The 23750-nt window shown below is 63.6% G+C and carries 23 protein-coding genes and 1 tRNA gene; 16 read left to right on the top strand and 8 right to left on the bottom strand.

What is annotated here, in order from left to right:
• Positions 1 to 53 precede the first annotated feature (53 nt).
• Genes AC0L3H_RS09460 through argJ form a run of 3 tightly spaced genes read right to left on the bottom strand, consistent with a single transcriptional unit; the run spans position 54 to position 2493 of the window.
• On the bottom strand, positions 54 to 476 hold the full coding sequence (locus AC0L3H_RS09460) for a (deoxy)nucleoside triphosphate pyrophosphohydrolase (RefSeq protein ID WP_473495577.1): 423 nt from the start codon (positions 474 to 476) through the stop codon (positions 54 to 56).
• Positions 473 to 1252, bottom strand: a complete 780-nt coding sequence (locus AC0L3H_RS09465; RefSeq protein ID WP_208602559.1) for a GNAT family N-acetyltransferase — start codon at positions 1250 to 1252, stop codon at positions 473 to 475. The genes AC0L3H_RS09460 and AC0L3H_RS09465 overlap by 4 nt, the downstream gene beginning before the upstream one ends.
• On the bottom strand, positions 1252 to 2493 hold the full coding sequence (argJ, locus tag AC0L3H_RS09470; protein WP_473585280.1) for a bifunctional glutamate N-acetyltransferase/amino-acid acetyltransferase ArgJ: 1242 nt from the start codon (positions 2491 to 2493) through the stop codon (positions 1252 to 1254). Before argJ ends, AC0L3H_RS09465 begins: the two co-directional genes overlap by 1 nt.
• 194 nt (positions 2494 to 2687) lie before the next feature.
• On the opposite strand from argJ, the gene AC0L3H_RS09475 reads away from it, so the two are divergent.
• A complete protein-coding gene (locus AC0L3H_RS09475) occupies positions 2688 to 3329 on the top strand; it encodes a TetR/AcrR family transcriptional regulator (RefSeq protein WP_473585281.1) in 642 nt (213 codons plus the stop codon).
• A gap of 79 nt (positions 3330 to 3408) precedes the next feature.
• On the opposite strand, the gene AC0L3H_RS09480 is transcribed toward AC0L3H_RS09475, so the two are convergent.
• Positions 3409 to 4341 carry a peptidylprolyl isomerase gene (locus AC0L3H_RS09480; protein ID WP_473585282.1) on the bottom strand — a complete coding sequence of 311 codons (933 nt, stop codon included), beginning with the start codon at positions 4339 to 4341 and terminating at the stop codon, positions 3409 to 3411.
• Between the two features lie 252 nt (positions 4342 to 4593).
• Between AC0L3H_RS09480 and secA the strand changes: the two genes are divergently transcribed.
• The 4 genes from secA to AC0L3H_RS09500 all read left to right on the top strand — a co-directional run bounded on the left by secA (position 4594) and on the right by AC0L3H_RS09500 (position 11530).
• Positions 4594 to 7326, top strand: coding sequence for a preprotein translocase subunit SecA (secA, locus tag AC0L3H_RS09485; protein WP_023797283.1), 2733 nt, complete (start codon positions 4594 to 4596; stop codon positions 7324 to 7326).
• Positions 7327 to 7701: 375 nt separating this feature from the next.
• Positions 7702 to 9102 (top strand): lipopolysaccharide biosynthesis protein, encoded by a 1401-nt coding sequence (locus tag AC0L3H_RS09490; protein WP_473585407.1) that lies wholly within the window; start codon positions 7702 to 7704, stop codon positions 9100 to 9102.
• Complete coding sequence (locus tag AC0L3H_RS09495) at positions 9102 to 10382, top strand: GNAT family N-acetyltransferase (RefSeq protein WP_091600098.1); 1281 nt, start codon at positions 9102 to 9104, stop codon at positions 10380 to 10382. The genes AC0L3H_RS09490 and AC0L3H_RS09495 overlap by 1 nt, the downstream gene beginning before the upstream one ends.
• Before the next feature lie 539 nt (positions 10383 to 10921).
• The gene (locus AC0L3H_RS09500; RefSeq protein WP_027153358.1) at positions 10922 to 11530 is read left to right on the top strand and encodes a hypothetical protein; all 609 of its coding nucleotides are present in this window, start codon (positions 10922 to 10924) and stop codon (positions 11528 to 11530) included.
• A gap of 101 nt (positions 11531 to 11631) precedes the next feature.
• On the opposite strand, the gene AC0L3H_RS09505 is transcribed toward AC0L3H_RS09500, so the two are convergent.
• Positions 11632 to 11716 (bottom strand) — tRNA-Leu (locus tag AC0L3H_RS09505).
• Positions 11717 to 12003: 287 nt separating this feature from the next.
• Here AC0L3H_RS09505 and AC0L3H_RS09510 point away from each other — a divergent pair.
• Positions 12004 to 12591: a YqaA family protein gene (locus AC0L3H_RS09510; RefSeq protein WP_091600122.1), complete on the top strand. Its 588-nt coding sequence runs from the start codon at positions 12004 to 12006 to the stop codon at positions 12589 to 12591.
• 92 nt (positions 12592 to 12683) lie between these two features.
• On the top strand, positions 12684 to 13202 hold the full coding sequence (locus AC0L3H_RS09515) for a disulfide bond formation protein B (RefSeq protein ID WP_473585408.1): 519 nt from the start codon (positions 12684 to 12686) through the stop codon (positions 13200 to 13202).
• Positions 13203 to 13354: 152 nt separating this feature from the next.
• Here AC0L3H_RS09515 and AC0L3H_RS09520 read toward each other — a convergent pair whose 3' ends face one another.
• Complete coding sequence (locus tag AC0L3H_RS09520) at positions 13355 to 13912, bottom strand: HNH endonuclease (protein WP_023797250.1); 558 nt, start codon at positions 13910 to 13912, stop codon at positions 13355 to 13357.
• 229 nt (positions 13913 to 14141) lie between these two features.
• A complete protein-coding gene (locus AC0L3H_RS09525; RefSeq protein WP_023797249.1) occupies positions 14142 to 14783 on the bottom strand; it encodes a DNA-3-methyladenine glycosylase family protein in 642 nt (213 codons plus the stop codon).
• Between the two features lie 91 nt (positions 14784 to 14874).
• Here AC0L3H_RS09525 and gluQRS point away from each other — a divergent pair, with 91 nt between their 5' ends.
• Positions 14875 to 15750, top strand: a complete 876-nt coding sequence (gluQRS, locus tag AC0L3H_RS09530) for a tRNA glutamyl-Q(34) synthetase GluQRS (protein WP_473585283.1) — start codon at positions 14875 to 14877, stop codon at positions 15748 to 15750.
• A 380-nt stretch (positions 15751 to 16130) separates the two neighbouring features.
• Positions 16131 to 17006 carry a DMT family transporter gene (locus tag AC0L3H_RS09535; protein ID WP_473585284.1) on the top strand — a complete coding sequence of 292 codons (876 nt, stop codon included), beginning with the start codon at positions 16131 to 16133 and terminating at the stop codon, positions 17004 to 17006.
• A gap of 50 nt (positions 17007 to 17056) precedes the next feature.
• Here the strand turns inward: AC0L3H_RS09535 and AC0L3H_RS09540 are convergent, their stop codons facing one another.
• Positions 17057 to 17908, bottom strand: a complete 852-nt coding sequence (locus AC0L3H_RS09540) for a YihY/virulence factor BrkB family protein (RefSeq protein ID WP_031254136.1) — start codon at positions 17906 to 17908, stop codon at positions 17057 to 17059.
• Positions 17909 to 17965: 57 nt separating this feature from the next.
• Here AC0L3H_RS09540 and AC0L3H_RS09545 point away from each other — a divergent pair, with 57 nt between their 5' ends.
• From AC0L3H_RS09545 to AC0L3H_RS09575, 7 genes are all read left to right on the top strand, one after another.
• A complete protein-coding gene (locus AC0L3H_RS09545; RefSeq protein ID WP_473585285.1) occupies positions 17966 to 18832 on the top strand; it encodes an SDR family oxidoreductase in 867 nt (288 codons plus the stop codon).
• Between the two features lie 24 nt (positions 18833 to 18856).
• Positions 18857 to 19048 (top strand): twin transmembrane helix small protein, encoded by a 192-nt coding sequence (locus AC0L3H_RS09550; RefSeq protein WP_023797244.1) that lies wholly within the window; start codon positions 18857 to 18859, stop codon positions 19046 to 19048.
• A gap of 28 nt (positions 19049 to 19076) precedes the next feature.
• Positions 19077 to 19658 (top strand): cob(I)yrinic acid a,c-diamide adenosyltransferase, encoded by a 582-nt coding sequence (locus AC0L3H_RS09555; RefSeq protein ID WP_473585286.1) that lies wholly within the window; start codon positions 19077 to 19079, stop codon positions 19656 to 19658.
• A 25-nt stretch (positions 19659 to 19683) separates the two neighbouring features.
• Entirely contained in the window at positions 19684 to 20487 is an 804-nt protein-coding gene (locus tag AC0L3H_RS09560) for a rhomboid family intramembrane serine protease (protein WP_473585287.1), read from the top strand.
• Between the two features lie 333 nt (positions 20488 to 20820).
• Positions 20821 to 21570 carry an electron transfer flavoprotein subunit beta/FixA family protein gene (locus tag AC0L3H_RS09565; RefSeq protein WP_023797241.1) on the top strand — a complete coding sequence of 250 codons (750 nt, stop codon included), beginning with the start codon at positions 20821 to 20823 and terminating at the stop codon, positions 21568 to 21570.
• Between the two features lie 20 nt (positions 21571 to 21590).
• The gene (locus tag AC0L3H_RS09570) at positions 21591 to 22520 is read left to right on the top strand and encodes an electron transfer flavoprotein subunit alpha/FixB family protein (protein ID WP_473585288.1); all 930 of its coding nucleotides are present in this window, start codon (positions 21591 to 21593) and stop codon (positions 22518 to 22520) included.
• Positions 22521 to 22637: 117 nt separating this feature from the next.
• Positions 22638 to 23516 carry a 3-hydroxybutyryl-CoA dehydrogenase gene (locus tag AC0L3H_RS09575; RefSeq protein ID WP_023797239.1) on the top strand — a complete coding sequence of 293 codons (879 nt, stop codon included), beginning with the start codon at positions 22638 to 22640 and terminating at the stop codon, positions 23514 to 23516.
• Positions 23517 to 23750: the final 234 nt, after the last annotated feature.

The raw sequence follows: 23750 nt of genomic DNA on the forward strand, positions 1-23750 counted from the left end.
TTCACGGCCAGATAAATCTTCCATTAACGTTGTCTAGGTCTCGGAGGGCAAAATCACAGAAGATCGATGAGGAACTGGATCAGCGGCGCGTCGGCCGGCGGCATCGGAAAATCGCGCATCTGGCGCGGCCGCACCCATTTCAGCGCCTGCCCCTCCTTCGGCTGCGCGATGCCGCGGAAGCGACGGCAGACGAACAGCGGCATCAGCAGGTGAAAATCATCGTAGGAATGGCTGGCGAAGGTGAACGGCGCCAGGCAGGGAATATCGGTTTCGATGCCGATCTCCTCGTACAATTCGCGGATGAGGCATTCTTCCGGCGTCTCGCCGGGCTCGACCTTGCCGCCCGGAAACTCCCACAGGCCGGCCAGCTGCTTGCCTTCGGGGCGCTGCGCCAGAAGCACGCGGCCGTCGGTATCGACCAGCGCGCAGGCTGCGACCAGGAGCAGGCGCTTGCCGACAGGGTGCGGGCCGGTCATGCGCCGGGCGGCCGGCGATAATGGTAGCGATAGACTTCGTCGAACCCGAGCGAACGATAGAGCGCCAGCGCCGGCGCGTTGTCGGCCTCGACCTGCAGCCAGGCTTCCCGGGCGCCGCGCAGCCGTGCCCATTTCAGCGCCGACAGGATGAGGTGGCGGCCATGGCCCTGGTTGCGAACCGATCTGTCGGTGGCGATCTCGAACAGCCCGGCAAGATCGCCGTCATGGACGCAGATCAGCGTCGCCAGCGGTTCGGTGCCGTCTTCGAGCGCGAACAGCCCGGCTTCCGGCTGGATGGCGCCGATGATCTCCGACAGGCCCGGCCGCAGCGACACATCCGAGCCGCTTACTTTTAGCGCCGCGCCGATGAAGCGGCTGATGTCCTTCAGCGGGATCTGGTCCATGGCGGCATCGAGCTGGGCGTCCGCCAGCGGCAGCCGCATCACCAGCGATTCGTCGAATGTGCTCCAGCCCTCGCTGTCGAGATGTTTGGCAAGGATCGGCCCCGACAGCGGCGATATGCGGAAGGTCAGCGGCCGGCCATAGGCGTCGAAACGGCGGCTGGCGCGGCCGATGCGATCGGCAATGTGCTGGATGTCGCCCGGATCGAGCGGGTTGACCGAATTCAGCCGCTTGGCCGGATGGCCCGCCGTCAGCCGCACCACCCAGGTGCCGTCATAATGCACGGCCGCCGCCGGCCAGGCGCGAAAGCCGGCCGCCTCGTAGCGGCGCACGATGGCAAGCACGCTTGCCGGATGTCTGGAAACCAATGCCATCAACTCCGATAATCGCCGTTGATGGCGACATACTCCTTGGTGAGGTCGCAAGTCCACACCGTCGCCTTGCCGCGGCCGATGCCGATATCGGCACGGATGCGGATCTCGTCGCGCTTCATGTAGGCCGATGTCGCCTCCTCGGAGTAGGCGGCGTCGCGCTCGCCCTGATGCGCCAGTCTGGTGTCGCCGAACCAGATCGACAGGAGGTCGCGGTCGGCCGGTTCGCCGGCCTTGCCGACGGCCATGACGACGCGGCCCCAATTGGCGTCTTCGCCGGCGACCGCCGTCTTGACCAGCGGCGAATTGGCGATCGACAGCGCGATGCGCTTGGCCGAGCGGGCCGATTTCGCGCCGGTCACGGTGACCTCGACCTGTTTTCGCGCGCCCTCGCCGTCGCGCACCACTTGCAGTGCCAGCGCTTTCAGCACCTTGCCGAGCGCGCGGCGGAAGGCGCCGAGGCGCGCATCGCCGGAATTCGTGATATCAGGCGCGCCGCGCCGGGCGGCCGTGCCGGTGGCGAATATCAGCAGCGTGTCGCTGGTCGAGGTGTCGCTGTCGACGGTGACCGCATTGAACGTCTTGGCGGTGCCGCGCGACAAAAGATCCTGCAGCACGGGGGCTGTGATCGGCGCGTCGGTGGCGATGAAGGAGAGCATCGTTGCCATGTCGGGCGCGATCATGCCGGCGCCCTTGGCAATGCCGTTGATGGTGACGTCGGCGTCGCCGAGTTTTACGGTCGCGGTCGCCAGTTTCGGGTAGGTGTCGGTGGTCATGATCGCCTTGGCGGCTTCGGTCCACAGGTCCGGCCTGCCGTCCCTGACCAGTCCGGCGAGCAAATGGCCGAACTTGCCGGCATCCAGCGGCTCGCCGATGACGCCGGTCGAGGCCAGAAACACCTCGTCCGGCGTGCAACCCGCAGCCTTGGCGGCAGCCTCGCCGGTCATTGCCGTGGAGGCTCGGCCCTTGTTGCCGGTGAAGGCATTGGCGTTGCCGGAATTGACGACCAGAACGCGCGCCTTGCCATGCCCGAGATTCTGCCGGCAGAAATCGACCGGCGCCGACGGACATTTCGACTTGGTGAACACGCCGGCGACCGTGGTGCCGGCATCGAAGACCATGGTCAGCAGGTCGGTGCGGTTCTTGTACTTTATCCCGGCCTCGGCTGTGGCGATGCGGACGCCCTCGATGTCAGGCATGTTGGGATATCTCTTCGGCGCGAGCGGCGAAATCGTGGCTGACATGAAGACCTCGGGCGGGAAAAACGCAACGGGAACGCCGGTTTGCCCGATAGCGGGCGCCGGCGCAAGGGCGTTTGACGGTTGGGCACATGCCCTTTCTCATCGAAACGAAACGTTCAGTTGTGCGAAACGGACCGTTTCGTTTCGTCGAGAGAGCGTGTACCATCTGCCGACGAAAAGCGTCGAAGGAAAACAGGATGGGGCTGGATCGGGGGCGCAGGTCGATCGGCGCGCGGCGCAACCCCGACAGCGCCGACGCCATTCTCGACGCCGCCGAGGCAGTTCTGGTCGAGGCCGGTTATTCCGGCTTCTCGATCGAAGCGGTGGCGCGGCGGGCGCGTGCGGGGAAGCCGACAATCTATCGCTGGTGGCCGAGCAAGGCCGCCTTGCTGTTCGACGTCTATCAGCGGCTAAAGCGCGTCGATTATCCCGATACCGGTAACCTCGAGGACGATCTCGTCGGCTTCCTCAAAAGCCTGTTCTCCCACTGGCGCGAAACATCGTCAGGCAGCATCTTCAGATCGCTGATCGCCGAGGCGCAGTCGGACGCGACCGTGGCCGCCGTGATTGCCGAATACACCAAAGGACGCCATGCCCATTCCGGCCAGATGATCGAACGCGCCAAGGCAAGAGGCGAAGTCGCGGCCGACGTCGATTCCACGCTCGTCGCCGACCTGGTCGCCTCGTTTGCCTGGACGCATCTTTTGACCAATCGCCTCGACGAAGACGAAACGACGCTGCGCAAGGCGGTTGGCTATCTGTTGAACGGCATAGCTCCACCGGGGAACTCGCCGCCGGCGATCCGGCAGCGTTCAAGGCGTCGACGCATCGTAGGATAGGGCGATCTCGGCGCCGCGCTTCCCTTCTCCCCTTATTGTGGGAGAAGGGAAGAACCGACTGCCCTAGCCTCGCCCTCGCCTACTTGGTGTTTTCCAGCGCGTCGACCGTCTTCTTCAGCTTCTCGTCCGGGATCTCGACCTTGGCCTGGGCGCGCAGCGACTTGACCAGCGCGATGTATTTGTCGCGGATGACTGCCTGGCGGGCCTGATCCTTGACCTGGTCGAAGGCCGGCGGCTGCTTGGCGCGCTTGTCCTCGACCTGGATGACGTGCCAGCCGAACTGCGACTGCACCGGCTGCTCGGTGTACTTGCCGACCGCCAGCGCGAACACCGCCTTGTCGAATTCCGGCACCATCTGGCCGGGTCCGAACCAGCCGAGATCGCCGCCGCTGGTCTTGCCGCTCGGATCGCTGGTGTGCTCGTTGGCGAGTTTCTGGAAATCGGCGCCGCCGTCGAGCTGCTTGATGATCGCATCGGCCTCTTCCTTCGTCTTCACGAGGATGTGACGGGCATGGACCTCGTTGGCCGGCGGCGTGTTGGCGATTTCCTGGTCGTAGCGGGCGCGAACCTCGGCATCGGTGATCTTGCCGACGACATCCTTCTCGACCATTTCGCCATGCAGGGCGCGCTGCTGCAGGAACGCCATGCGGCGCTGAAAGTCGGGATCCTTGTCGAGGCCGGTGGTGACCGCCTGGGCGGCCATGACCTTGATTTCGATCGCTGCCGAAAGGGCTGCGGCGCGGCGCTGTTCGGGCGGCATCTGCGCGAACTGCTGCGACAGCTCGCCTTCGGCAAGCGCAAGGTCGGCCTCGGTCAGCGACTGGCCGTTGATCGTGGCGACCACGGTGTTCGGATCGACCGGCGCGGCCGGCTGGGCGGGTGCGCCCGGTTGGGCGGGGGCTGGTTGGGCGGGCGCGGTGTCCTGCGCCATCGCTGGCGACAGCGACAGCGCCGTCAGCCCGAATGCCAGGCCAAGGCTGGCGAGCGACGCGCGGCGGAACAATAAGGACATACAATTAACTCCAATGGGGGATAGCTAGGGCGGGATGGCTTCCAGACCAGCCGGATTGTGGCGGAATTTGGCACGGTCGTCAGGGCCAGCGCGCCGTTGACATCGATTGAGCCCCCTCTTATCTGTCCAACGACTTTGCGTCCAGAACCGTTTTCCGGGCGCTTTTTGCGTTTGTCCGCGTTTCACGTGGATTTGATGGGGCCGGCCGGCACCCGTCGCAACGACTTGGAATGCTATCGAAAGGACCATTGAATGGTCAGTTTTGGCGGTCTCGCCCGTAAGGTTTTCGGCTCCTCCAACGATCGCCGGGTCAAGTCGACCCGACCGCGCGTCGAAGCGATCAACGCCATGGAAAACGAGATGCGGGCGCTCTCCGACGCCGAACTGACGGCCCGCACGGAAAAATTCCGCCAGGACGTCGCCAACGGCGCCAGTCTCGACGATCTCCTGGTGCCGGCCTTCGCCACCGTGCGCGAGGCGGCGCGTCGCGTGCTCGGCATGCGCCCATTCGACGTGCAGTTGATCGGCGGCATGGTGCTGCATAATGGCGGCATCGCCGAGATGCGCACCGGCGAGGGCAAGACGCTGGTCGCCACGCTGCCCGTCTATCTCAACGCGCTCGCCGGCAAAGGCGTCCATGTCGTCACCGTCAACGACTATCTTGCCACACGCGACTCCGAATGGATGGGCCGCGTCTACAAATTCCTCGGCCTTACGGTCGGCGTCATCGTCCATGGCCTGTCCGACGAGGAACGCCACGCCGCCTATGCCGCCGACGTCACCTACGCCACCAACAACGAGCTCGGCTTCGACTATCTGCGCGACAACATGAAATACGAGCGCGCCCAGATGGTGCAGCGCGGCCACAGCTACGCGATCGTCGACGAGGTCGATTCCATCCTGGTCGACGAGGCCCGCACGCCGCTGATCATTTCCGGTCCGCTCGAGGACCGCTCGGAAATGTACAACACCATCGATGCCTTCATGCTGAAGCTCGAGCCGGCCGACTATGAGATCGACGAGAAGCAGAAGACCTCGATCTTTACCGAGGATGGCACCGAGAAGCTGGAAAACCTTTTGCGCGACGCCGGCCTGCTCAAGGGTGAGTCGCTCTACGACGTCGAGAACGTCGCCATCGTCCACCACGTCAACAATGCGCTCAAGGCGCACCAGCTGTTCCAGAAGGACAAGGACTACATCGTGCGCAACGGCGAGATCGTCATCATCGACGAATTCACCGGCCGCATGATGCCGGGCCGCCGCTATTCGGAAGGCCTGCACCAGGCGCTCGAGGCCAAGGAGCATGTGGCGATCCAGCCGGAGAACCAGACGCTCGCCTCCGTCACCTTCCAGAACTATTTCCGCCTCTACAAGAAGCTCGCCGGCATGACCGGCACGGCGCTGACCGAGGCCGAGGAATTCGCCAACATCTACAATCTCGACGTCACCGAGATCCCGACCAATCTGCCGGTCATCCGTATTGACGAGGACGACGAGGTCTACCGGACCGTCGAGGAGAAGTACAAGGCGATCGTCAGGGAGATCAAGGAAGCCCGCGAAAAAGGCCAGCCTACCTTGGTCGGCACCACCTCGATCGAGAAATCCGAGCTGCTGGCCGCACGCCTGCGTAAGGAAGGTTTTGCCGATTTCGAGGTGCTGAACGCCCGCCACCATGAGCGTGAGGCGGCGATCGTCGCCCAGGCGGGTAAACCCGGCGCCATTACCATTGCCACCAACATGGCCGGCCGCGGCACCGACATCCAGCTCGGCGGCAATGCCGACATGCGCATCGCCGAGGAGCTTGGCGACATGCCGGCCGGCCCCGAGCGCGACGCCAGGGAAAAGGCAATCCGCGACGACGTCGCCCGGCTGAAGGAGAAGGCGCTCGCCGCCGGCGGCCTCTACGTGCTCGCCACCGAACGCCATGAATCGCGCCGCATCGACAACCAGTTGCGCGGCCGCTCAGGCCGCCAGGGCGATCCCGGGCGCTCAAAATTCTTCCTGTCGCTGCAGGACGATCTGATGCGCATCTTCGGCTCCGAGCGCATGGACGGCATGCTGCAGAAGCTCGGCCTCAAGGAAGACGAGGCGATCATCCACCCCTGGATCAACAAGGCGCTGGAAAAGGCGCAGAAGAAGGTCGAGGCGCGCAACTTCGACATCCGCAAGAACCTGCTGAAATATGACGACGTCTCGAACGACCAGCGCAAGGTGGTGTTCGAGCAGCGCCTCGAGCTGATGGACGGTGAAGGCCTGTCCGAGACCATCGCCGAAATGCGCGAGGGCGTCATCGAGGAGGTCGTCGCCAAGGCCATTCCCGAAAACGCCTATGCCGAGCAGTGGAACGTCGCAGGCCTCAAGGCCGAGGTCGCCGAATTCCTCAATCTCGACCTGCCCATCGAGGACTGGGTCAAGGAAGAGGGCATTGCCGAGGACGACATCCGCGAGCGCATCAGCCAGGCCGCCGAGACCGCTGCCAAGGAGCGTGCAGAGCGCTTCGGCCCCGACGTGATGGCCTATGTCGAGCGCTCCGTGGTGCTGCAGACGCTCGACCATCTGTGGCGCGAGCACATCGTCAACCTCGACCACCTGCGCTCGGTCGTCGGCTTCCGCGGCTACGCCCAGCGCGATCCGCTGCAGGAATACAAGGGCGAGGCGTTCGAGCTGTTCCAGGCGATGCTGGGCAATCTGCGCCAGGCCGTCACCGCGCAATTGATGCGCGTCGAGCTGGTCCGCCAGGCCGCCGAAGCGCCGCCGCCCGAGGCGCCCGACATGTTCGGCAGTCATCTCGACGGCACCACCGGCGAGGACGATTTTGATGGCGGCGAGACCGGCCTTCTGGTTCGCCAGGAGACCCACGCCACCGTCGCTCCCGAGAACCGCGACCCGCAAAACCCCGCCACCTGGGGCAAGGTCGGCCGCAACGAGGCCTGCCCGTGCGGGTCAGGGAAAAAGTACAAGCATTGCCACGGGGCGTTCGCGTAAGCACCCACTTCCCTTCTCCCCGTTCACGGGGGTGAGAAGTGGTCCGCGAAGCGGACGGAAAGCCAATTGCTTGGCTTTCCGAACGACGAACGCCCGTAGCGACAGCGAAGGGCCTGGGTGCCCGAAGGGCGGATGAGGGGCGACGCCAACGCCCACGATTAGCCAATCTCCCCACCCGTGGGGGATGGCCGGCTGGCGAGAGGGGGGCGCTGTCCCATCGACACCGGAAATGGGCCTTCAGCTTTTATTTCTTTCCATCAGCTGGCCTGTCGTTTCGTCGCGTTCTGCCGCGAACGGTGACCCACCCAACCGTTTCTTAATGTGTTTTGACTACACCGAGACCCGAAAAGAAGCCGAAAACGGAGTGTGATCAGGGTGCGCTTTTCCGCGGCGACGACAGCCGGGCGGTTCCTGCCGCAGCGCCTTGCGCTGCGCGCAAAGCCGCTGCTTGGCCGCATCGACGCCGTGCTGTTCACCGCCGACGAGCGCGGCGAAGCCAGCCGCATGTCGCTGATCGCCTTTTCCATCCGCATCGTCAGCGCCGTCATCGCCTTCGTCAGCCAGGTGCTGATGGCGCGCTGGATGGGCTCGTTCGAATATGGCATTTTTGTCCTTGTCTGGGTGACGATGGTCATCGTCGGCAATCTCGCCTGCCTCGGCTTCCACACCTCGATCATCCGCTTCATTCCCGAATATCGCGAGCGCAACATGCTGGCCGAACTGCGCGGCATCGTGCTGACCAGCCGCCTGTTCGTGCTGGTCGCCTCGACGGCGATCGCCGGGCTGGGCGCGCTCGGCGTCTTGCTGCTCTCGCCCTTTATCGAGAACTACTATGTCGTGCCGTTCATTCTCGGCCTCATCTGCATGCCGATGATCGCCATGTCCGATCTGCTGCAGGGGCTGGCGCGGGCCAACTCGTGGGCGCTTTTTGCGCTGGCGCCGACTTATCTGGTTCGGCCGGTGCTGATCCTGGCGCTGATGGCGCTGATGCTTCTGGTCGGCTTTGCGCCCGATGCCAGGACGGCGATCTTCGCTTCGATCGCCGCCGCCTATGCCACCACGCTCGGCCAGCTCATCGGCATCACTGCGCGCATCGGCAAAAAAATTCCGGCCGGGCCGAGGAAACTGCATTTCGCGCAATGGTTCCTCGTGTCGCTGCCGATCTTCCTGGTCGAAGGCTTCTTCTTCCTGCTCACCAATGCCGACGTGCTGATGGTCGGCGCCTATATGAGCCCCAACGACGTCGCCGTCTATTTCGCCACGGTCAAGACGCTGGCGCTGGTGCATTTCGTCTATTTCGCGGTCAAGGCGGGCGTTGCCCAGCGCTACGCGCAATTCACCCATGGCGAGCCGGAAAAGCTCGCCGCCTTCGCCCGCGAAACCGTGTCGTGGACGTTCTGGCCATCGCTGTTGATGGCGCTGCTGGTGCTGGTGCTGGGCGAGCCGATGCTGAGCTTGTTCGGGCCTGAATTCGTTGCCGGCTACCCGCTGTTGTTCCTGCTGGTCTTCGGCGTCGTCGCCCGCGCCGCCGTCGGCCCCTGCGAAAGCCTGCTCACCATGAGCGGCAACCAGAATATCTGCGCCGCCGTCTACGCCATGACGCTGGCCTTCAACATCGGCCTCAATCTGGTGCTGATCCCGCTTTTCGGCCTGTGGGGCGCGGCGATGGCCACCGCCTTCGCGATGATCTTCGAAGCCGGCGCGCTGTCCTTCACGGTCTGGCGCAGGCTCGGCATCGTCATGGTCATTTTCGTAGCCGCCAAAGGAGCCGCGTGATGGCTGCCATCCCGTTGCTCGAGGAAACCAGCGGCGGCCCGGCCGGCACCCTGGTGTCGGGCCTCGCAGGGCTCGCCCGCGAAGCCGATCCCGCCCATATCGAATTGTTGGCCAACGGCCGGCCCCAGCGCAAACTGGCAATTTACGCCGCCTCCGCCGGCTTCGACCTGGTCGAGGAACTCGACTATCTCTGCGCCCGCACGATCGAGCCCAACGTGTTCTTCAACCCGCGCTTCCTGGCACCCGCCATGCCGCGACTGGAAGACCGCGAGGTGCGGCTGGCGGTCATCCGCGACGGCGACGAATACCGCAACCGGCTGCGCTTGCTGGTGCCGTTCTCGGTGGAGCGGCCGGCGACGCCGCTCGGCGTGCGGGTGATGCGCACATGGTCGAGCCCGTTCGGGCCGATCGGCACGCCGCTGGTCGACCGCGACGATCCCGTCGGCGTCATCGAGGATTTCTTCGCGATGCTGTCGCGGCCGCATCTCAAACTGCCAAAAGTCTTCGTGCTGCCCGACATCCGGCTCGACGGCCCGGTGGCCAGCCTGCTGGCGACCGTCGCCGAGACGCGTGGCCTGACGCTGGTCACCACCGGCAAGGCCGAACGGCCGATGCTCGAAAGCGAGATCGACGGCGATGAGTATCTGAAGGCCTCGCTGCGCTCGCACCATTATCGCGAGTTCCGCCGCCTAAAACGCCGCCTCGCCGACCTGGGCAGGCTGGAGCATCAGGTGGCGCGCGGACCGGAAAACATCCGCCACGCCATCGAGCGTTTTTTGACGCTCGAGGCCGCCGGCTGGAAAGGCCGCGAGCGCACCGCCATGGCCATCGACCGCTACCGCGCCGCCTTTGCCCGCGAGGCCGTGCACCGGCTGGCCGAACGGGACCTGTGCCGCATCCATTCACTGACGCTCGATGACCGCACCATCGCTTGCCTGGTCGTCTTCGTCGAGGCCGGCGTCGCCTACACCTGGAAGACGGCCTATGACGAGACGCTCGCCGCCTATTCGCCGGGCACGCTGCTGATGATCGAGGTGACCAGGCAGCATCTCGACGATCCCAACATCATGATGACCGATTCCTGCGCCGTGCCCGACCATCCGGTGATGAGCCGGCTATGGACGGAGCGCCGGCCGATCGGCACGCTGGTCCTCGGCCTGACGCCGGACGCCGACCGCCTCGCCCGCCAGGCGGCGTCGCAGATCCACCTCTACCGCGAAACCCGCAACATGGCGCGCCTGCTGCGCAACCGGGTGAAGAGCTTGTTGGGACGGCGGTAGGGCAAAGTGCGGCTCTTCTTTCTTCCCTTTGTGGGAGAAGGTGGCCTCGCGAAGCGAGGTCGGATGAGGCGGTGCTCCAGTGGCACCCAACAGCGCTCCGTCCAGTAACCGTCTTGGCGCTGCGCGCCAATCCACCGCCCGGGGCGAGTCACGGGCCTCGCCCGCCCTTCGGGCCCGACATGGGGAGAAGGCAGAGAGGGGCAGCGACGGCTGGTGTTCGCGGCGCATCATCCAGTACCATCGCCTGGTCTACCGCGCCACCGCGTCGCTTCGCTCCTTGCTCCGGCCTGGGAATGACGAAGGCGCAGGGGCTTACGCTAATCACCAGCGCTGGAAATTGGCAGCTGCAGGCCGGACGGCAGCGACCGTCCACAGTCCCTTTCAGACTCGGTCGAAGAACTGTGTCGAAGGCCTAGGTCATCAGGTTTAATTCTCCCAACCAGCGGAAAGGATTAGCATCGGCGACAATCTCGGCCGCGCAACCAGCATCATTGCCGCCTCGGTCCTGCACGGCCAGAACAAAAATCTGGGAGGAATGCATGACGAAAACAATTCACTTCAGGCGTCGCAGTATTCTCGCTTTGACCGGCCTCATCGGCGCCTGCCTGACTGCGGCCGCGGGTCAGGCCGCCGAGCCCGGCAAGGTCGAGATCGATGCCCTGAAACAATCGCTTTCGAAGTACGAAGACTACAAGGCCGCCATTCGCGACCTCTACCTGTCGACGGTCGGATGCGTTTATTACAGCGGCGAAAAAGTGGCCGGAGCTATGGATTACCCGAAGGGCGCGATGGGCATTCATTTCGTCAACGTCGCGAGCGTCAGCCCGACACCAGATCCGACGCGCCCCAATGTCCTTATCTATGAGCCGGTCGACGGCGGCTTGCGCCTGGTGGCCGTGGAATGGCTTGTTCCGCTGACGCCCGATACCAAGGAGCCGCCGAAACTGTTTGGACAGACGTTCCAGGGGCCGATGGAGGGGCATTATCCGCTTATTCCGGTGGAGTTCTACCATTACGATCTTCACGTCTGGCTGTTCAAAGACAACCCACTTGGAATGTTCAGCCCGACGAACCCCGACGTGAAATGCGACAATTACGCGTTTCCGATGCCGGAGCAGCCGACCAAGATGGTGCCGGGGCCGATGTAATGGCGACGTAGTCTACGCAATGGCCCGGCCTCAATTGGGTTTATCCCAGATGCGCCTGGGATAACCTCCCGCCGAGCTTTCAAGATGTCTCGGGTAGAAAATGGTGCCCCTAGCCGGGATCGAACCAGCACTCCTTGCGGAACTCGATTTTGAGTCGAGCGCGTCTACCAATTCCGCCATAGGGGCTCAGGCCGGGCGGCCTGGATGGGCGCGGACTATACGGTTGGAGGCCTGTTCGTCAACTGGCCAATTCCAGGTGGCCAATTCCGGGCATGTGGCCTTCGCTCGGCCGCGGCCTTTTGATTTCGTGAAGCTCCGGCCATTGTGCGGCGCGAAAAATCTTTCTAGACAGGCAGCGCATTGAAGCGCGTCGCGTCTGGAGAGATTCATCTGGCGCGCTTCTGGTCTTGGTTTTTATGCATTGTTGTCCCAAAGGCGCTGCGCATTTTGGGCGACGTGCATCAGGAGTGCCGATGCTTCGCGGACTTTACGACTGGACCTTGTCGCTGGCGGCGAAGAAATCCGCCGAATGGTGGCTGGCCTTCATCGCTTTCGTCGAAAGCTCGGTGTTTCTGGTGCCGGCCGATGTGCTCTATCTGCCTATGGCGCTGTCGCGGCCGGATCGCGCCTATCGCTACGCGCTGGTCGCCACGCTGGCCTCCGTTCTGGGTGGCATAGCCGGCTGGTACATCGGCCACTACGCCTATGACTCGGTGGCGCGGCCGATCCTTGAATTCTACGGCAAGTATGACGACTTCGAGACACTGCGCGTCTCGGCGGGCACCGGATTCATCGTCCTGATGCTGATCACCTCCGGCCTCGCCCATCTGCCGCCGATCAAGGTGGTGACGATCCTGTCCGGCGTCATCGGCACGCCTTTGCTGCTGTTCATCGTGCTGGCGATCGTGGCGCGCGGCGCCCGCTTCCTGTTCCTCGCCTGGCTGCTGCGCCGCTATGGCGAACCGATCCGCGAGTTCATCGAAAAACGCCTCGGCATGATCGCCGGCGCTGGCGCCGCTGCCCTGATTTCGCTCTATATCGTCGTCAAATACGCGTTTTAGAGCATGATCCCGAACCGAAGGTCAGCGTAGCAAAAAGTGGGCGCCAGCTTTCGGAAAAGATCATGCTCAACAACAAGGCGAACGGCAGATCGATGACAGCGACCGTGAATGCCGACCCTGGACGCCAGCGCATGCGGACGGCGTTGTTCCTCGCCGCCGCCATGGCCGCCACCGTCGGCTCAGCGCTGGCCTTCCAGCATCTCGGCGGCTACATCCCCTGCAAGCTCTGCCTGGAGCAACGCCCACCCTATTACATCGGCGTGCCGCTGATGCTGCTGGCGGCGGCTGCGTCGATATTGCGCGCCCCCGCGTGGCTGACACGCGGCCTGCTGGCCGTCGGCGGCCTGCTGATGGTCTACGGCGTCTATCTCGGAGTCTATCACTCCGGCGTCGAATGGGCGTGGTGGCCGGGGCCGACCGACTGTGCAGCGGCTGCCGGTCCGGTCGATACCGGCGGCAAGGGCGTGCTCGATGCGCTCGACAGATTCGTCCCGCCCTCCTGCGACAAGGCGGCCGTGCGCATCCTTGGCCTGTCGCTGGCCGGCTGGAACGCCATCGCCAGTTTTGTCCTGGCCGTCATCGCCTTCCGCGGCGCCTTTGCCCGCGACTGAGCTGCACAGCGCAGAGTTCGTCCAGAAATTCGTCAGGCCGGAGCGCATGACGTGGGTTTCGAGAACCGAAGCGGAGCGTACTTACAGTATGTGAGCACCGGAAGCGCAGAAAGCTGCGTCAGGCGACCGGCATGGCGGATTTCTGCCGCACTCTATGGCTCCAGTTCGACATCCCAGTAGAGATAATCCATCCAGCTTTCATGCAGATGGTTGGGCGGGAACAGACGGCCATTGTTGTGCAGGTCGTGCACCGTCGGCTGAAAAGGTTTCTGCAGCGGCCACATCTTGGCGTGCGCCGGCATCATGCCGCCCTTCCTCAGATTGCAGGGCGAGCAGGCGGCGACGACATTCTCCCACGTCGTTGCGCCGCCGCGATGGCGGGGAACGACATGGTCGAAGGTCAGATCCTCCGGCGTGCCGCAATACTGGCACTGGAAACGGTCGCGCAGGAAGACGTTGAAGCGGGTGAAGGCCGGATGCCGCGATGGCTTCACATAAGCTTTCAGGCTGACGACGCTCGGCAGCTTCATCGAGAAGGTCGGCGACGACACCGCGTGCTCGTATTCGGCGACGATGTTGACCCGCTCGAGGAACACCGCCTTGATGGCGTCCTGCCACGACCAGAGCGACAGGGGGTAATAGCTGAGCGGACGGTAGTCCGCGTTCAGCACCAGTGCTGGAAGCCCATCCGGAGATACGGCAACCGTCACGTCATTGACCTCCTTGGTTCAGCGCATGACCCCGAAATCGGTTCGATTTTCGGAAGGGATCATGCGCAGCTTCAAAAAGTCCTACAGCGTCCTTTGCGCATCCAACTGGATGCGCGGCGCTGTAGCCTGTCGGCGCGGATACTGTAAGCCCGACATGACAGGGATGTGAAGCGGCTTGTCGATCAATCGCAGCGCTAAAAATGCATGATTTTCATGCTTTTTTGCGGATTCAGCCAGGCGGCGCGGCGTCCCGGCCCCGGGTTTCACGATAATACGCCCAAAAAAGCCGTGATGCGACACCGCGCCACGGGCTCCATGATTCGGCGAGCTTGATCAGCGTTTTCTCGGGCGGGCGCGGGTCGATGCCGAGCGCGTGGCCGACCGCGCTCTGCAGGGCAACGTCGCGTGCCGGGAAGACGTCGGGGTGGCCAGCGGCGAACAGAAGATAGACTTCCGCCGTCCACGGACCGATGCCTGACACCTTGGTCATCGCCGCGATCGCCTCCGCGGCGTCGAGCAAACAGAGATGATCGAGGTCGAGCCCATCGACCACCGCCTGGGCGACGGCGATCAGCCCGCGCTGTTTCGGCCGCGACAGTCCGGCTTCGCGAAAGATGGCTTCGTCAGCGGCAAGGATGGCTTGCGGCGTCAGCGGATCGACGAGTTTTGTCAGCCGCCCGAAGATCGCGTCGGCGCTGGCGCGGGATACCTGCTGCGAGACGATGATCGAGGCAAGGCTTCTGAACCCCGGCTCGGACAGCCGAAGCGGCACCTCGCCGGCCATGCCGCGCACCTTTTCCAGGCGCGGGTCGAGCAGGCAGAGCGCGTCGAGCCCTTGCGAGACGTCGTCGAGCGTAGCGATGCGTTGCATGTCTGCTTGTTCCCGGCGCAAAGTGGCAGATGTAATCAGGCGCAAAGTAGCAACTGGCGAAAGCGCCGCACAACCCGATTGCCGCCGAACGATGACACTCCTGACATTCCGCTTCGCGCCGAGCCCGAATGGCGAACTGCATCTCGGCCATGCCTATTCGGCGCTGCTCAATCAAAAGTTGGCCAGCGCAACCGGCGGGCGGCTGTTGCTGCGCATCGAGGACATCGATACGACGCGCTGCACACCGGAATTCGAGGCCGGCATTTTTCGCGACCTGGAATGGCTCGGGCTTGGCTGGGAACAACCGGTGCGCCGTCAGTCCGAGCATTTTTCGGACTATCAGGCGGTGCTCGATCGGCTGATCAGCGAGGAACTCGTCTACCCGGCCTTCATGAGCCGTGGCGAAATCCGCGCCTTCATTGCCGACCGCGAAAGGCGCGGCCGCGACTGGCCGCGCGACCCGGACGGGGTGCCGCTCTATCCCGCCGTCGACAAGGCGCTGACCATGAAGGAACGCCAGCAGCGGATGGCCGAGAATGTGCCCTTCGCCTGGCGGCTCGACGTCGATGCTGCGGTGGCGCGCGTCGGCACGGGTCTGTCATGGGTGGAATTTTCCGATGAAAGCCTTTCCGCGACACGCACGATAGAAGCCCGGCCGCAGGACTGGGGCGACGTGATCGTGGCGCGCCGTGAAATCCCGACAAGCTATCATCTCGCCGTCGTCGTCGACGACGCGCTGCAGGGCATCAGCCACGTCGTGCGCGGCCAGGACCTCTATTCCGCCACCGGCGTGCAGCGCCTGCTCCAGGAACTCCTCGGCCTGCCGCAATCAGGCTACTTCCACCATCGTCTGGTCCTAGGCCCGGACGGACGAAAGCTGTCGAAGAGTTTTGCCGATACCGGCCTTGCCGCCTTGCGCGAGGCCGGCGCATCACCGGAAGACGTCCGGCGGCTGGTTGGGATTTAAATCAATTCCGTTACCTCAGAACGTCACGACGGTGCAGAACCTTTGATGGCGGAGCGAGGCGCCCCCCTCTGTCGGACATCTCCCCCACAAGGGGGGAGATCGCCGTCACCACCGCCTTCGCGAACCGCCACCGTCGCGGGAGCGAGCGGTACGCCAAAGCTGCCAATCTCCCCCCAAGTGGGGGAGATGTCCGGCAGGACAGAGGGGGGCGCGAAGGATCACGACAGATGAGCATTTATCCGAGTGGAACTGGATCATGTTTTGATCCTTCAATTCGGATGAGCCTATGGATCAACCGTTTGGTTTTGCTAGCAGGGTTGAACCGCATTACAGCGGTCCCGTACAAAACCCCTCACCGAGCACGCGGCAGCCTTTCAAAAATGCACAGCATCAAGCGGTTCATCCCCGCCTCCTTTGTCGTCCTGTGGGCGACCGGCTTCATCGGCGCGCGTTATGCCATGCCGTGGGCCGAGCCTTTCACCTTCCTGGCCGCTCGTTTCGTGCTGGCCGCCGTGCTGTTGGCCGCCTTGATGGCAGCACTCGGCTCCAGGCGAGCGACGCGCAAGGAGGCGTTTCACGCGACCGGCGCCGGCATCCTGATGCATGGCGTCTATCTCGGCGGCGTGTTCTGGGCCATCCACAGGGGCATGCCGGCCGGGTTATCGGCCTTGATCGTCGGGCTGCAGCCGCTGATCACCGCAGTGATGGCCGGCCGGTTTCTCGGCGAGGCGATCCTGCCGCGCCATTGGGTCGGCCTCACTGTCGGACTTGCCGGCGTGGTCATCGTGCTTTGGCCGAAGCTCGGAACGCTCGGCGGCGGCGTGACGGCCGAGACGCTGGCCGCCTCGCTTGTCTCGGTGCTTGGCATGAGCGCCGGCACGATCTGGCAGAAGCGCTTCGCCTCCGGCGGCGATCTCGTGGCGGCCACCACTTGGCAATATGTCGGCGGTGCATCGGTGATGGCTTTGGCCTCGCTCGCTTTCGAGACGCGAACCGTCATCGTCAATGGCGAGTTGATCTTCGCCATGGCATGGCTGGTGCTGGTGCTGTCGATCGGCGCAATCTTCCTGTTGATGGTAATGATCCGCGACGGCGAGATGTCGAAAGTCGCTTCGCTGTTCTATCTGGTCCCGGCCGTCACCGCGGTCATCGCCTGGCTGTTGTTCGGCGAACAGTTGAACCTGGTCCAGATCGTCGGCATGGCGATCGCGACGTTCGGCGTCGGGCTGGCAACCGCTCAGTCGACCAAAGCATGATCCCAAAAAGTGGGAACCGGTTTCGGAAAAGATCATGCTCAAAATAAGAATCAGCCAACGCGCGCGCGTGCCTCCAGATAGCGGCTGATCGCGGCATTGAGTTCACCGCCGAGAATGAAGATCGCCGAGACCATATAGAGGAAGACGACCGCGACCATGATCGAGGCAAGGCCGGCATAGGTCGTCACATAGGACGAGAAACGGTCGAGATAGGCGGCGAAGATGGTCGACCCGATTAGCCAGGCAATCAGCGTGAAGATGATGCCCGGTATGATCGAGACGAAGCGGCGCTTGCCCGCAGGCAGCCAGTAATGCACCGCGAACAGCCCGCCGACGATGACGACCGAGGCGATGATGTAACGCCACAGCGTGATCGTTCCCATATAGGGTTTTACCCATTCGAAATTGGCCTCGGCCAGCCGCGCCAGCAACGGCGCAAACACCAGAAGCACGCTGATCGCCAGAAAACCTGCCGTGGCGATCAGCACGAAGGCGATGCTCTGTACCCGGCGGTAGATGATGCCGCGCGTTTCGGAAACGCGATAGGCGCGGTTGAGCGAGGTGCGCAGCGCCTCGATGCCGTTCGAGGCGAAGAAGGCGGCAAGCAGCACGCCATAGGTCAACAGGTCGGTGCGCTGCACGGTGAGCACGTTGAGCACCTCGCGCGCGATCGGCTCGGCGATCTGCTCGGGCCAGGTGTCGAACACGATATGCACGGCGGTGTCGGCAAAAGCCTGTGCGCCGAGGAAGCTGGCCAGTGTCGTGGCGAAAATCAGAAAAGGGAATAGCGCCATCAGCGCCGTGATCGCCAGATGACTGGCCATTGCCCAGCCATCGTCTGCATCGAAATGGCCGAACGCGTCATAGAGCACGCGCTTGAGGGCTACGATCTTCCGCAACAAGAACCGCGTTCCCTTCGATTGTCTCGACGCCGCGAATATGGGAAGGGATTGCGGCAAATGGCAAGCCTAGGTCAAAGCACGCTTCCTCCTGGAGAAGAGTTGCGCACCATCATCGTCACCGGAGCTTCTTCCGGGATAGGCGCCTATTGCACCCGGGCGCTGAAGGCGGAAGGCTGGCGGGTGTTCGCGACGGCACGCAAGCCGGAGGACATCGCCGCCCTCGAGGCCGACGGCATCGAGGCTTTCTATCTGGATTATCGCGAACCGGGATCCATCGAGACGCTGGTGGCGTCGGTGCTGGAGCGGACCGGCGGCCGGCTCGATGCCCTGTTCAACAACGGCGCCTACGCCCAGCCCGGCGCCGTCGAGGACCTGCCGGTGGCAGCGCTCAGGGAGCAATTCGAGGCGAATATCTTCGGCTGGCATGACCTCACCCGCCGTGTCGTGCCGGTGATGCGTCGCCAGGGCCATGGCCGTCTTGTCCACTGCTCCTCGATCCTCGGCCTGGCGCCGCTGCCCTTTCGCGGCGCCTATTCGGCGTCGAAGCACGCGATCGAAGGGCTGATGCTGTGCATGCATCAGGAACTCCAGGGCAGCGGCATCCATGTCTCGCTGATCGAGCCGGGGCCGGTGACATCGAAGATCGCCAGCAACGGCCTTGTGTGGTTTCTCAGGAATATCGACCGTGAGAATTCCGTGCACCGCCTCGCTTACGAGGCGCAGCTGCAACGGCTGCAGGCCGGCGGCAGCACGTCACGGCTGAAGCCCGGGCCGGAGGTGGTTCATGCGGCCTTGCGCCATGCGCTTCTGTCGCGGCGCCCGCGTCCGCATTATGTGGTAACGGTGCCGGCCAGGATCGGCGTTATCCTCAAACGCATCCTGCCGGCATCAATGCTCTACCGCCTGCTTGCCAAACGCGCCTGAACGCAATCGACTGGAAAACACACTATGGCAACCGTCTTCAACATCCTCGCTGTTCTCGTCATGGTCGCCGTGGTGATCGTGCTGATCCGCGGCCTCATCAATATGATGCGCGGCGGCTCCGGCATGACCTCCAACAAGCTGATGCAGACGCGCGTGCTGCTGCAGTTCGTGGCATTGGTGCTGATCATGCTGGCGGTGTATTTTACCCGCAAGTGACGAGGGTGGCGATTTCGGGAGGCAGAGCGTGGTCAAGCTCAACAAGATCTACACCCGCACCGGCGACGACGGCACCACCGGCCTCGGCACCGGTGAACGGCGGCTGAAATCCGATCTGCGCATCGACGCCTATGGCACGATCGACGAAGCCAATGCCTGCATCGGCATGGCCCGCATCCACACCGCAGCAACATATCCGGCGATCGACGCTATGCTCGGCCGCATCCAGAACGACCTTTTCGACCTCGGCGCCGATCTGGCGGTGCCGGATGACGGCAAGCCGCTCGGCTATGAGCCGCTGCGCGTCACCGCTGTGCAGACCGACCGCGTCGAAAAGGACATCGACCTGCTCAACAAGGATCTGCAACCGCTCAAATCCTTCGTGCTCAACGGCGGCACGCCGGCGGCGGCGGCCCTTCACCTTGCCCGCACGGTGGCGCGGCGGGCCGAGCGCATCATGGTGGCTTTGACGCAAAACCCAGGCGAGCATCTCAACCGCGAGGCGATACGATACATCAACCGCGTATCGGACTTTCTGTTCGTCGCCGCACGCGCGGTCAATGACAATGGAAACGCCGACGTGCTATGGGTTCCCGGCAAGAACCGCTGAATCTGCCGAGGCGGGAGGGGGTCCGATGTTCATCCCGCTTTATGACACCAACCGGCTGCGCCACATCAAGCAGCAATATGTCACGATCGGCCTGATTGCGTTCAACACGCTCATCTACTTCGCCACCGCGCTTGGCGGCGAGCAATTCACCAACGCGGCTGTGCTGGGGCTCGGCTTCATCCCGTCGGTGGTCCATGACAGCGCCGAACTGGCTCCGCAGTTTGCTGTGATCCCGGAGAGCCTGAGCTACGTCACCTATTCCTTCCTGCATGCCGATATTTTCCATCTCGGCGGCAACATGCTGTTCCTGTGGGTGTTCGGCGACAATGTCGAGGACGCGCTCGGTCATATCCGCTTTCTCGCCTTCTATCTGCTCTGCGCCATCGCCGGCGCCTTCTTCCAGGGCCTGTTCGCGTGGGACTCGCAGGTTCCGCTGATCGGCGCCTCAGGCGCCATTGCCGGCGTGGTCGCCGCCTATCTGATCCTCTATCCCAGGGTAAAGGTATGGGTGCTGGCCTTCGCCCGCATTCCGTTGCGCATCCCGGCCTTCATCCCGCTCATCCTGTGGATCCTGTTCCAGATCGTGATGTTCGCCGCCGGTGGCGAGGATCAGATTTCCTGGGCCTGCCATGTGGGCGGCATCATCGCCGGGGCCGTGCTGGTGCTCATCTTGCGCAACCGCGCCGTACCGCTGCTTGCCGGTGCGGATGAAGAGGCCGCGGTGGTCGCCGGCCAAATGCCTGTTGCCGCAGGGCCGGCGCCAGGCGAGCCGCTGCCGGCGCAGCCGGCGCCGCGCTGGGGACGGGCAAGCGCCTCCAGTCCGGACTGACCCGATTTTCCGGACTGAACCGATTTGAGTGCGGCGCGGATGATTTGGGGGCGCCCCGGATATTGACGTACGGGGTCGCCGCAACTACGGAAGCGTTCCCACACCAATGCATGTCGCGCAAACTGTGCAGCGGTTTTGCGATAACGGCATGCATGGAACACACAACCTGAAGCGCGTCGCGTGAGGTCGGCCAAATGCGACGCGCTTTAGACGGTCGGAGACCAGAATTCCGTCCGGAATGTCGGCTTTCGACAACTCTGAAGAGGCGCACACTGCTATAGCGCGCCCAATTATCTCGAAAGAGGTGGCTATCGTGAAAGAGGTGACAGGCAAATGAAGATCCTTGTGCCCGTGAAGCGGGTTGTGGATGCGAATGTCAAGGTTCGTGTGAAGGCTGACGGTTCGGCGGTGGAACTCGCCAACGTCAAGATGGCGATGAACCCGTTCGACGAGATCGCGGTCGAAGAGGCGATCCGGCTGAAGGAGGCCGGCAAGGCGGAGGAGATCATCGTTGTCTCGATCGGGCCGCAGCAGGCGCAGGAGACCTTGCGCACCGCGCTCGCCATGGGCGCCGACCGCGCCATCCTGGTCAAGACCGACGAGCAGACCGAGCCGCTGGGCGTCGCCAAGGTGCTGAAGGGCGTGGTCGAGGCGGAAAAGCCCGGTCTCGTCATTCTCGGCAAGCAGGCGATCGACGACGATTCGAACCAGACCGGCCAGATGCTGGCCGCACTTCTGGGCTGGGCGCAAGGCACTTTTGCCTCCAAGGTCGTTATCGATGGCGACAAGGCCAAGGTGACGCGCGAGGTCGATGGCGGCCTGCAGACGGTGGAGCTGAAGATGCCGGCGATTGTCACCGCGGATCTTCGCCTCAACCAGCCGCGCTATGCCTCGCTGCCCAACATCATGAAGGCCAAGAAGAAGCCGCTCGACGAGAAATCTCCCGCCGATTACGGCGCCGACGTCAAGCCGCGGCTGAAGGTGATCAAGACTGAGGAGCCGGGCGGCCGCAAGGCGGGCGTCAAGGTCAAGAGCGTCGCCGAACTGGTCGACAAGCTCAAGAACGAAGCCGGCGTGCTGTAGGGCTGGGAAGGGACAAAAAGATGACAATTCTTCTGATTGCCGAACACGACAATGCGACGCTTTCCGACCAGACCGCCAAGGCGCTTTCGGCGGCACTGCAGATCGGCTCCGACGTGCATGTGCTGGTCGCCGGCAACGGCGCCAAGCCGGCAGCGGACGCCGCCGCCAAGCTCAAGGGCGTGAGCAAGGTGCTGCTTGCCGAAGCCGACGAGCTCACCGAGCGTCTCGCCGAACCGCTGGCGGCGCTCGTCATCGGCATGGCCGATACCTATGACACGATCGTCGCGCCGGCGACCTCCTCGGGCAAGAATGTCGCGCCGCGCGTGGCAGCCCTGCTCGATGTCGCGCAGATGTCGGAGATCATCGAGATTGTCTCGCCCGACACCTTCAAGCGGCCGATCTATGCCGGCAACGCCATCCAGACGGTGCAGTCGAGCGACGCCAAGAAGGTGATCACCGTGCGCACCGCCTCCTTCCAGGCTGCACCCGAGGGCGGTTCAGCCCCGGTCGAGACGGTTCAGGCAGCAGTCAATCCCGGCCTGTCGAGCTTCGTCGAGAACAGGCTTTCCGAGACCGACCGTCCGGAGCTGACTTCGGCCAGGATCATCATCTCGGGCGGCCGCGCGCTGGGCTCCTCGGAGAAGTTCCAGGAAGTCATCCTGCCGATTGCCGACAAGCTCGGCGCCGCCGTCGGCGCCTCTCGTGCCGCAGTCGATGCCGGCTATGCGCCGAACGACTGGCAGGTCGGCCAGACCGGCAAGGTGGTCGCACCCGATCTCTACATTGCCGTCGGCATCTCCGGCGCCATCCAGCATCTTGCCGGCATGAAGGATTCGAAGGTCATCGTCGCCATCAACAAGGATGAGGAGGCGCCGATCTTTCAGGTCGCCGACTACGGCCTCGTCGGCGACCTTTTCGTCATTCTGCCGGAACTGCAAAAGGCGCTTTGACGCCCTCTGCCAAAGCGTATTAAATTGTGAAGGGCGGGGTAGACGAAGTCGCCCCGCCCTTTTAGTTTGCACCGCACAAAAAGCAGGCCGCAAAGGCCATTTGACGGGATCGGTGTAATGAACAAGATCGAGACGATCGGCATCATCGGGGCGGGCCAGATGGGCGGCGGCATCGCCCATGTGTCCGCGCTGGCGGGCTACAAGGTGCTGGTTTACGACATCTCGCCCGAGCGCATCGAAAAGGGCATCGCCACGATCAGCGGCAACATGGCCCGCCAGGTCGGCTCCGGCAAGCTCGAGGAAAAGCTGCGCAACGAGGCGATGGCGCGCATTTCGTCAGCACCGACCATGGCCGACCTTGCCGGTGCCGACCTGGTGATCGAGGCAGCGACCGAGGACGAGACGGTCAAGCGCAAGATCTACGCCCAGCTCTGCCCGCAGCTCAATCCGGAAGCCATCCTGGCGACGAACACCTCATCGATCTCGATCACGCGTCTGGCCGCGCAGACCGACAGGCCGGAGCGTTTCATCGGCATCCATTTCATGAATCCGGTTCCGGTCATGAAGCTGGTCGAACTGGTGCGCGGCATTGCCACCGAGGACCAGACCTTCGAAGCGGCAAAGGCCTATGTGAACCATCTCGAGAAGACGATCACCGTCTCGGAGGATTTTCCAGCCTTCATCGTCAACCGCATCCTGCTGCCGATGATCAACGAGGCGATCTACACGCTCTATGAAGGGGTCGGCTCGGTCGACGCGATCGACACCGCCATGCGGCTCGGCGCCAACCATCCGATGGGACCGCTGCAGCTTGCCGATTTCATCGGCCTCGACACCTGCCTGTCGATCATGCAGGTGCTGCATGACGGCCTGTCGGATTCGAAATACCGCCCCTGCCCGCTGCTGGTGAAATATGTCGAGGCCGGCTGGCTCGGCCGCAAGACCGGACGCGGCTTCTACGACTATCGCGGCGAGCACCCCGTTCCGACGCGCTGACCGGCGATACGAGCCAACGCGCGCGTCGCGCTGCGTGAAGACCAGACCATGCGGCTGTTCTGTCGACAGCTTCGTGGTCGGGCCGATCTTGCCCGTTTGCTCGCCCACCGCCGAAGCCCGATGGATTTGGCTCAAACCAGCCCGGCAGCGCGTTTCACGTAGACGTTGCCGTTTGAGTCGTATGCCGGAACAGCTTGGTCGCGCCATTTGCGGTCATTTATGCCCGGCAGGATG

Source organism: Mesorhizobium sp. WSM4816, assembly GCF_055811535.1.

Excerpts from the sequence above, each read along its gene's own strand:
- gluQRS (WP_473585283.1), top strand. The coding sequence starts at position 14,875 with ATGACACTCCTGACATTCCGCTTCGCGCCGAGCCCGAATGGCGAACTG.
- AC0L3H_RS09475 (WP_473585281.1), top strand. The coding sequence starts at position 2,688 with ATGGGGCTGGATCGGGGGCGCAGGTCGATCGGCGCGCGGCGCAACCCC.
- AC0L3H_RS09500 (WP_027153358.1), top strand. The coding sequence starts at position 10,922 with ATGACGAAAACAATTCACTTCAGGCGTCGCAGTATTCTCGCTTTGACC.
- AC0L3H_RS09515 (WP_473585408.1), top strand. The coding sequence starts at position 12,684 with ATGACAGCGACCGTGAATGCCGACCCTGGACGCCAGCGCATGCGGACG.
- AC0L3H_RS09550 (WP_023797244.1), top strand. The coding sequence starts at position 18,857 with ATGGCAACCGTCTTCAACATCCTCGCTGTTCTCGTCATGGTCGCCGTG.
- AC0L3H_RS09575 (WP_023797239.1), top strand. The coding sequence starts at position 22,638 with ATGAACAAGATCGAGACGATCGGCATCATCGGGGCGGGCCAGATGGGC.
- AC0L3H_RS09570 (WP_473585288.1), top strand. The coding sequence starts at position 21,591 with ATGACAATTCTTCTGATTGCCGAACACGACAATGCGACGCTTTCCGAC.
- AC0L3H_RS09495 (WP_091600098.1), top strand. The coding sequence starts at position 9,102 with ATGGCTGCCATCCCGTTGCTCGAGGAAACCAGCGGCGGCCCGGCCGGC.
- AC0L3H_RS09565 (WP_023797241.1), top strand. The coding sequence starts at position 20,821 with ATGAAGATCCTTGTGCCCGTGAAGCGGGTTGTGGATGCGAATGTCAAG.
- argJ (WP_473585280.1), bottom strand. The coding sequence starts at position 2,493 with ATGTCAGCCACGATTTCGCCGCTCGCGCCGAAGAGATATCCCAACATG.
- AC0L3H_RS09480 (WP_473585282.1), bottom strand. The coding sequence starts at position 4,341 with ATGTCCTTATTGTTCCGCCGCGCGTCGCTCGCCAGCCTTGGCCTGGCA.
- AC0L3H_RS09525 (WP_023797249.1), bottom strand. The coding sequence starts at position 14,783 with ATGCAACGCATCGCTACGCTCGACGACGTCTCGCAAGGGCTCGACGCG.
- AC0L3H_RS09460 (WP_473495577.1), bottom strand. The coding sequence starts at position 476 with ATGACCGGCCCGCACCCTGTCGGCAAGCGCCTGCTCCTGGTCGCAGCC.
- AC0L3H_RS09510 (WP_091600122.1), top strand. The coding sequence starts at position 12,004 with ATGCTTCGCGGACTTTACGACTGGACCTTGTCGCTGGCGGCGAAGAAA.
- AC0L3H_RS09465 (WP_208602559.1), bottom strand. The coding sequence starts at position 1,252 with ATGGCATTGGTTTCCAGACATCCGGCAAGCGTGCTTGCCATCGTGCGC.
- AC0L3H_RS09535 (WP_473585284.1), top strand. The coding sequence starts at position 16,131 with ATGCACAGCATCAAGCGGTTCATCCCCGCCTCCTTTGTCGTCCTGTGG.
- AC0L3H_RS09560 (WP_473585287.1), top strand. The coding sequence starts at position 19,684 with ATGTTCATCCCGCTTTATGACACCAACCGGCTGCGCCACATCAAGCAG.
- secA (WP_023797283.1), top strand. The coding sequence starts at position 4,594 with ATGGTCAGTTTTGGCGGTCTCGCCCGTAAGGTTTTCGGCTCCTCCAAC.
- AC0L3H_RS09545 (WP_473585285.1), top strand. The coding sequence starts at position 17,966 with ATGGCAAGCCTAGGTCAAAGCACGCTTCCTCCTGGAGAAGAGTTGCGC.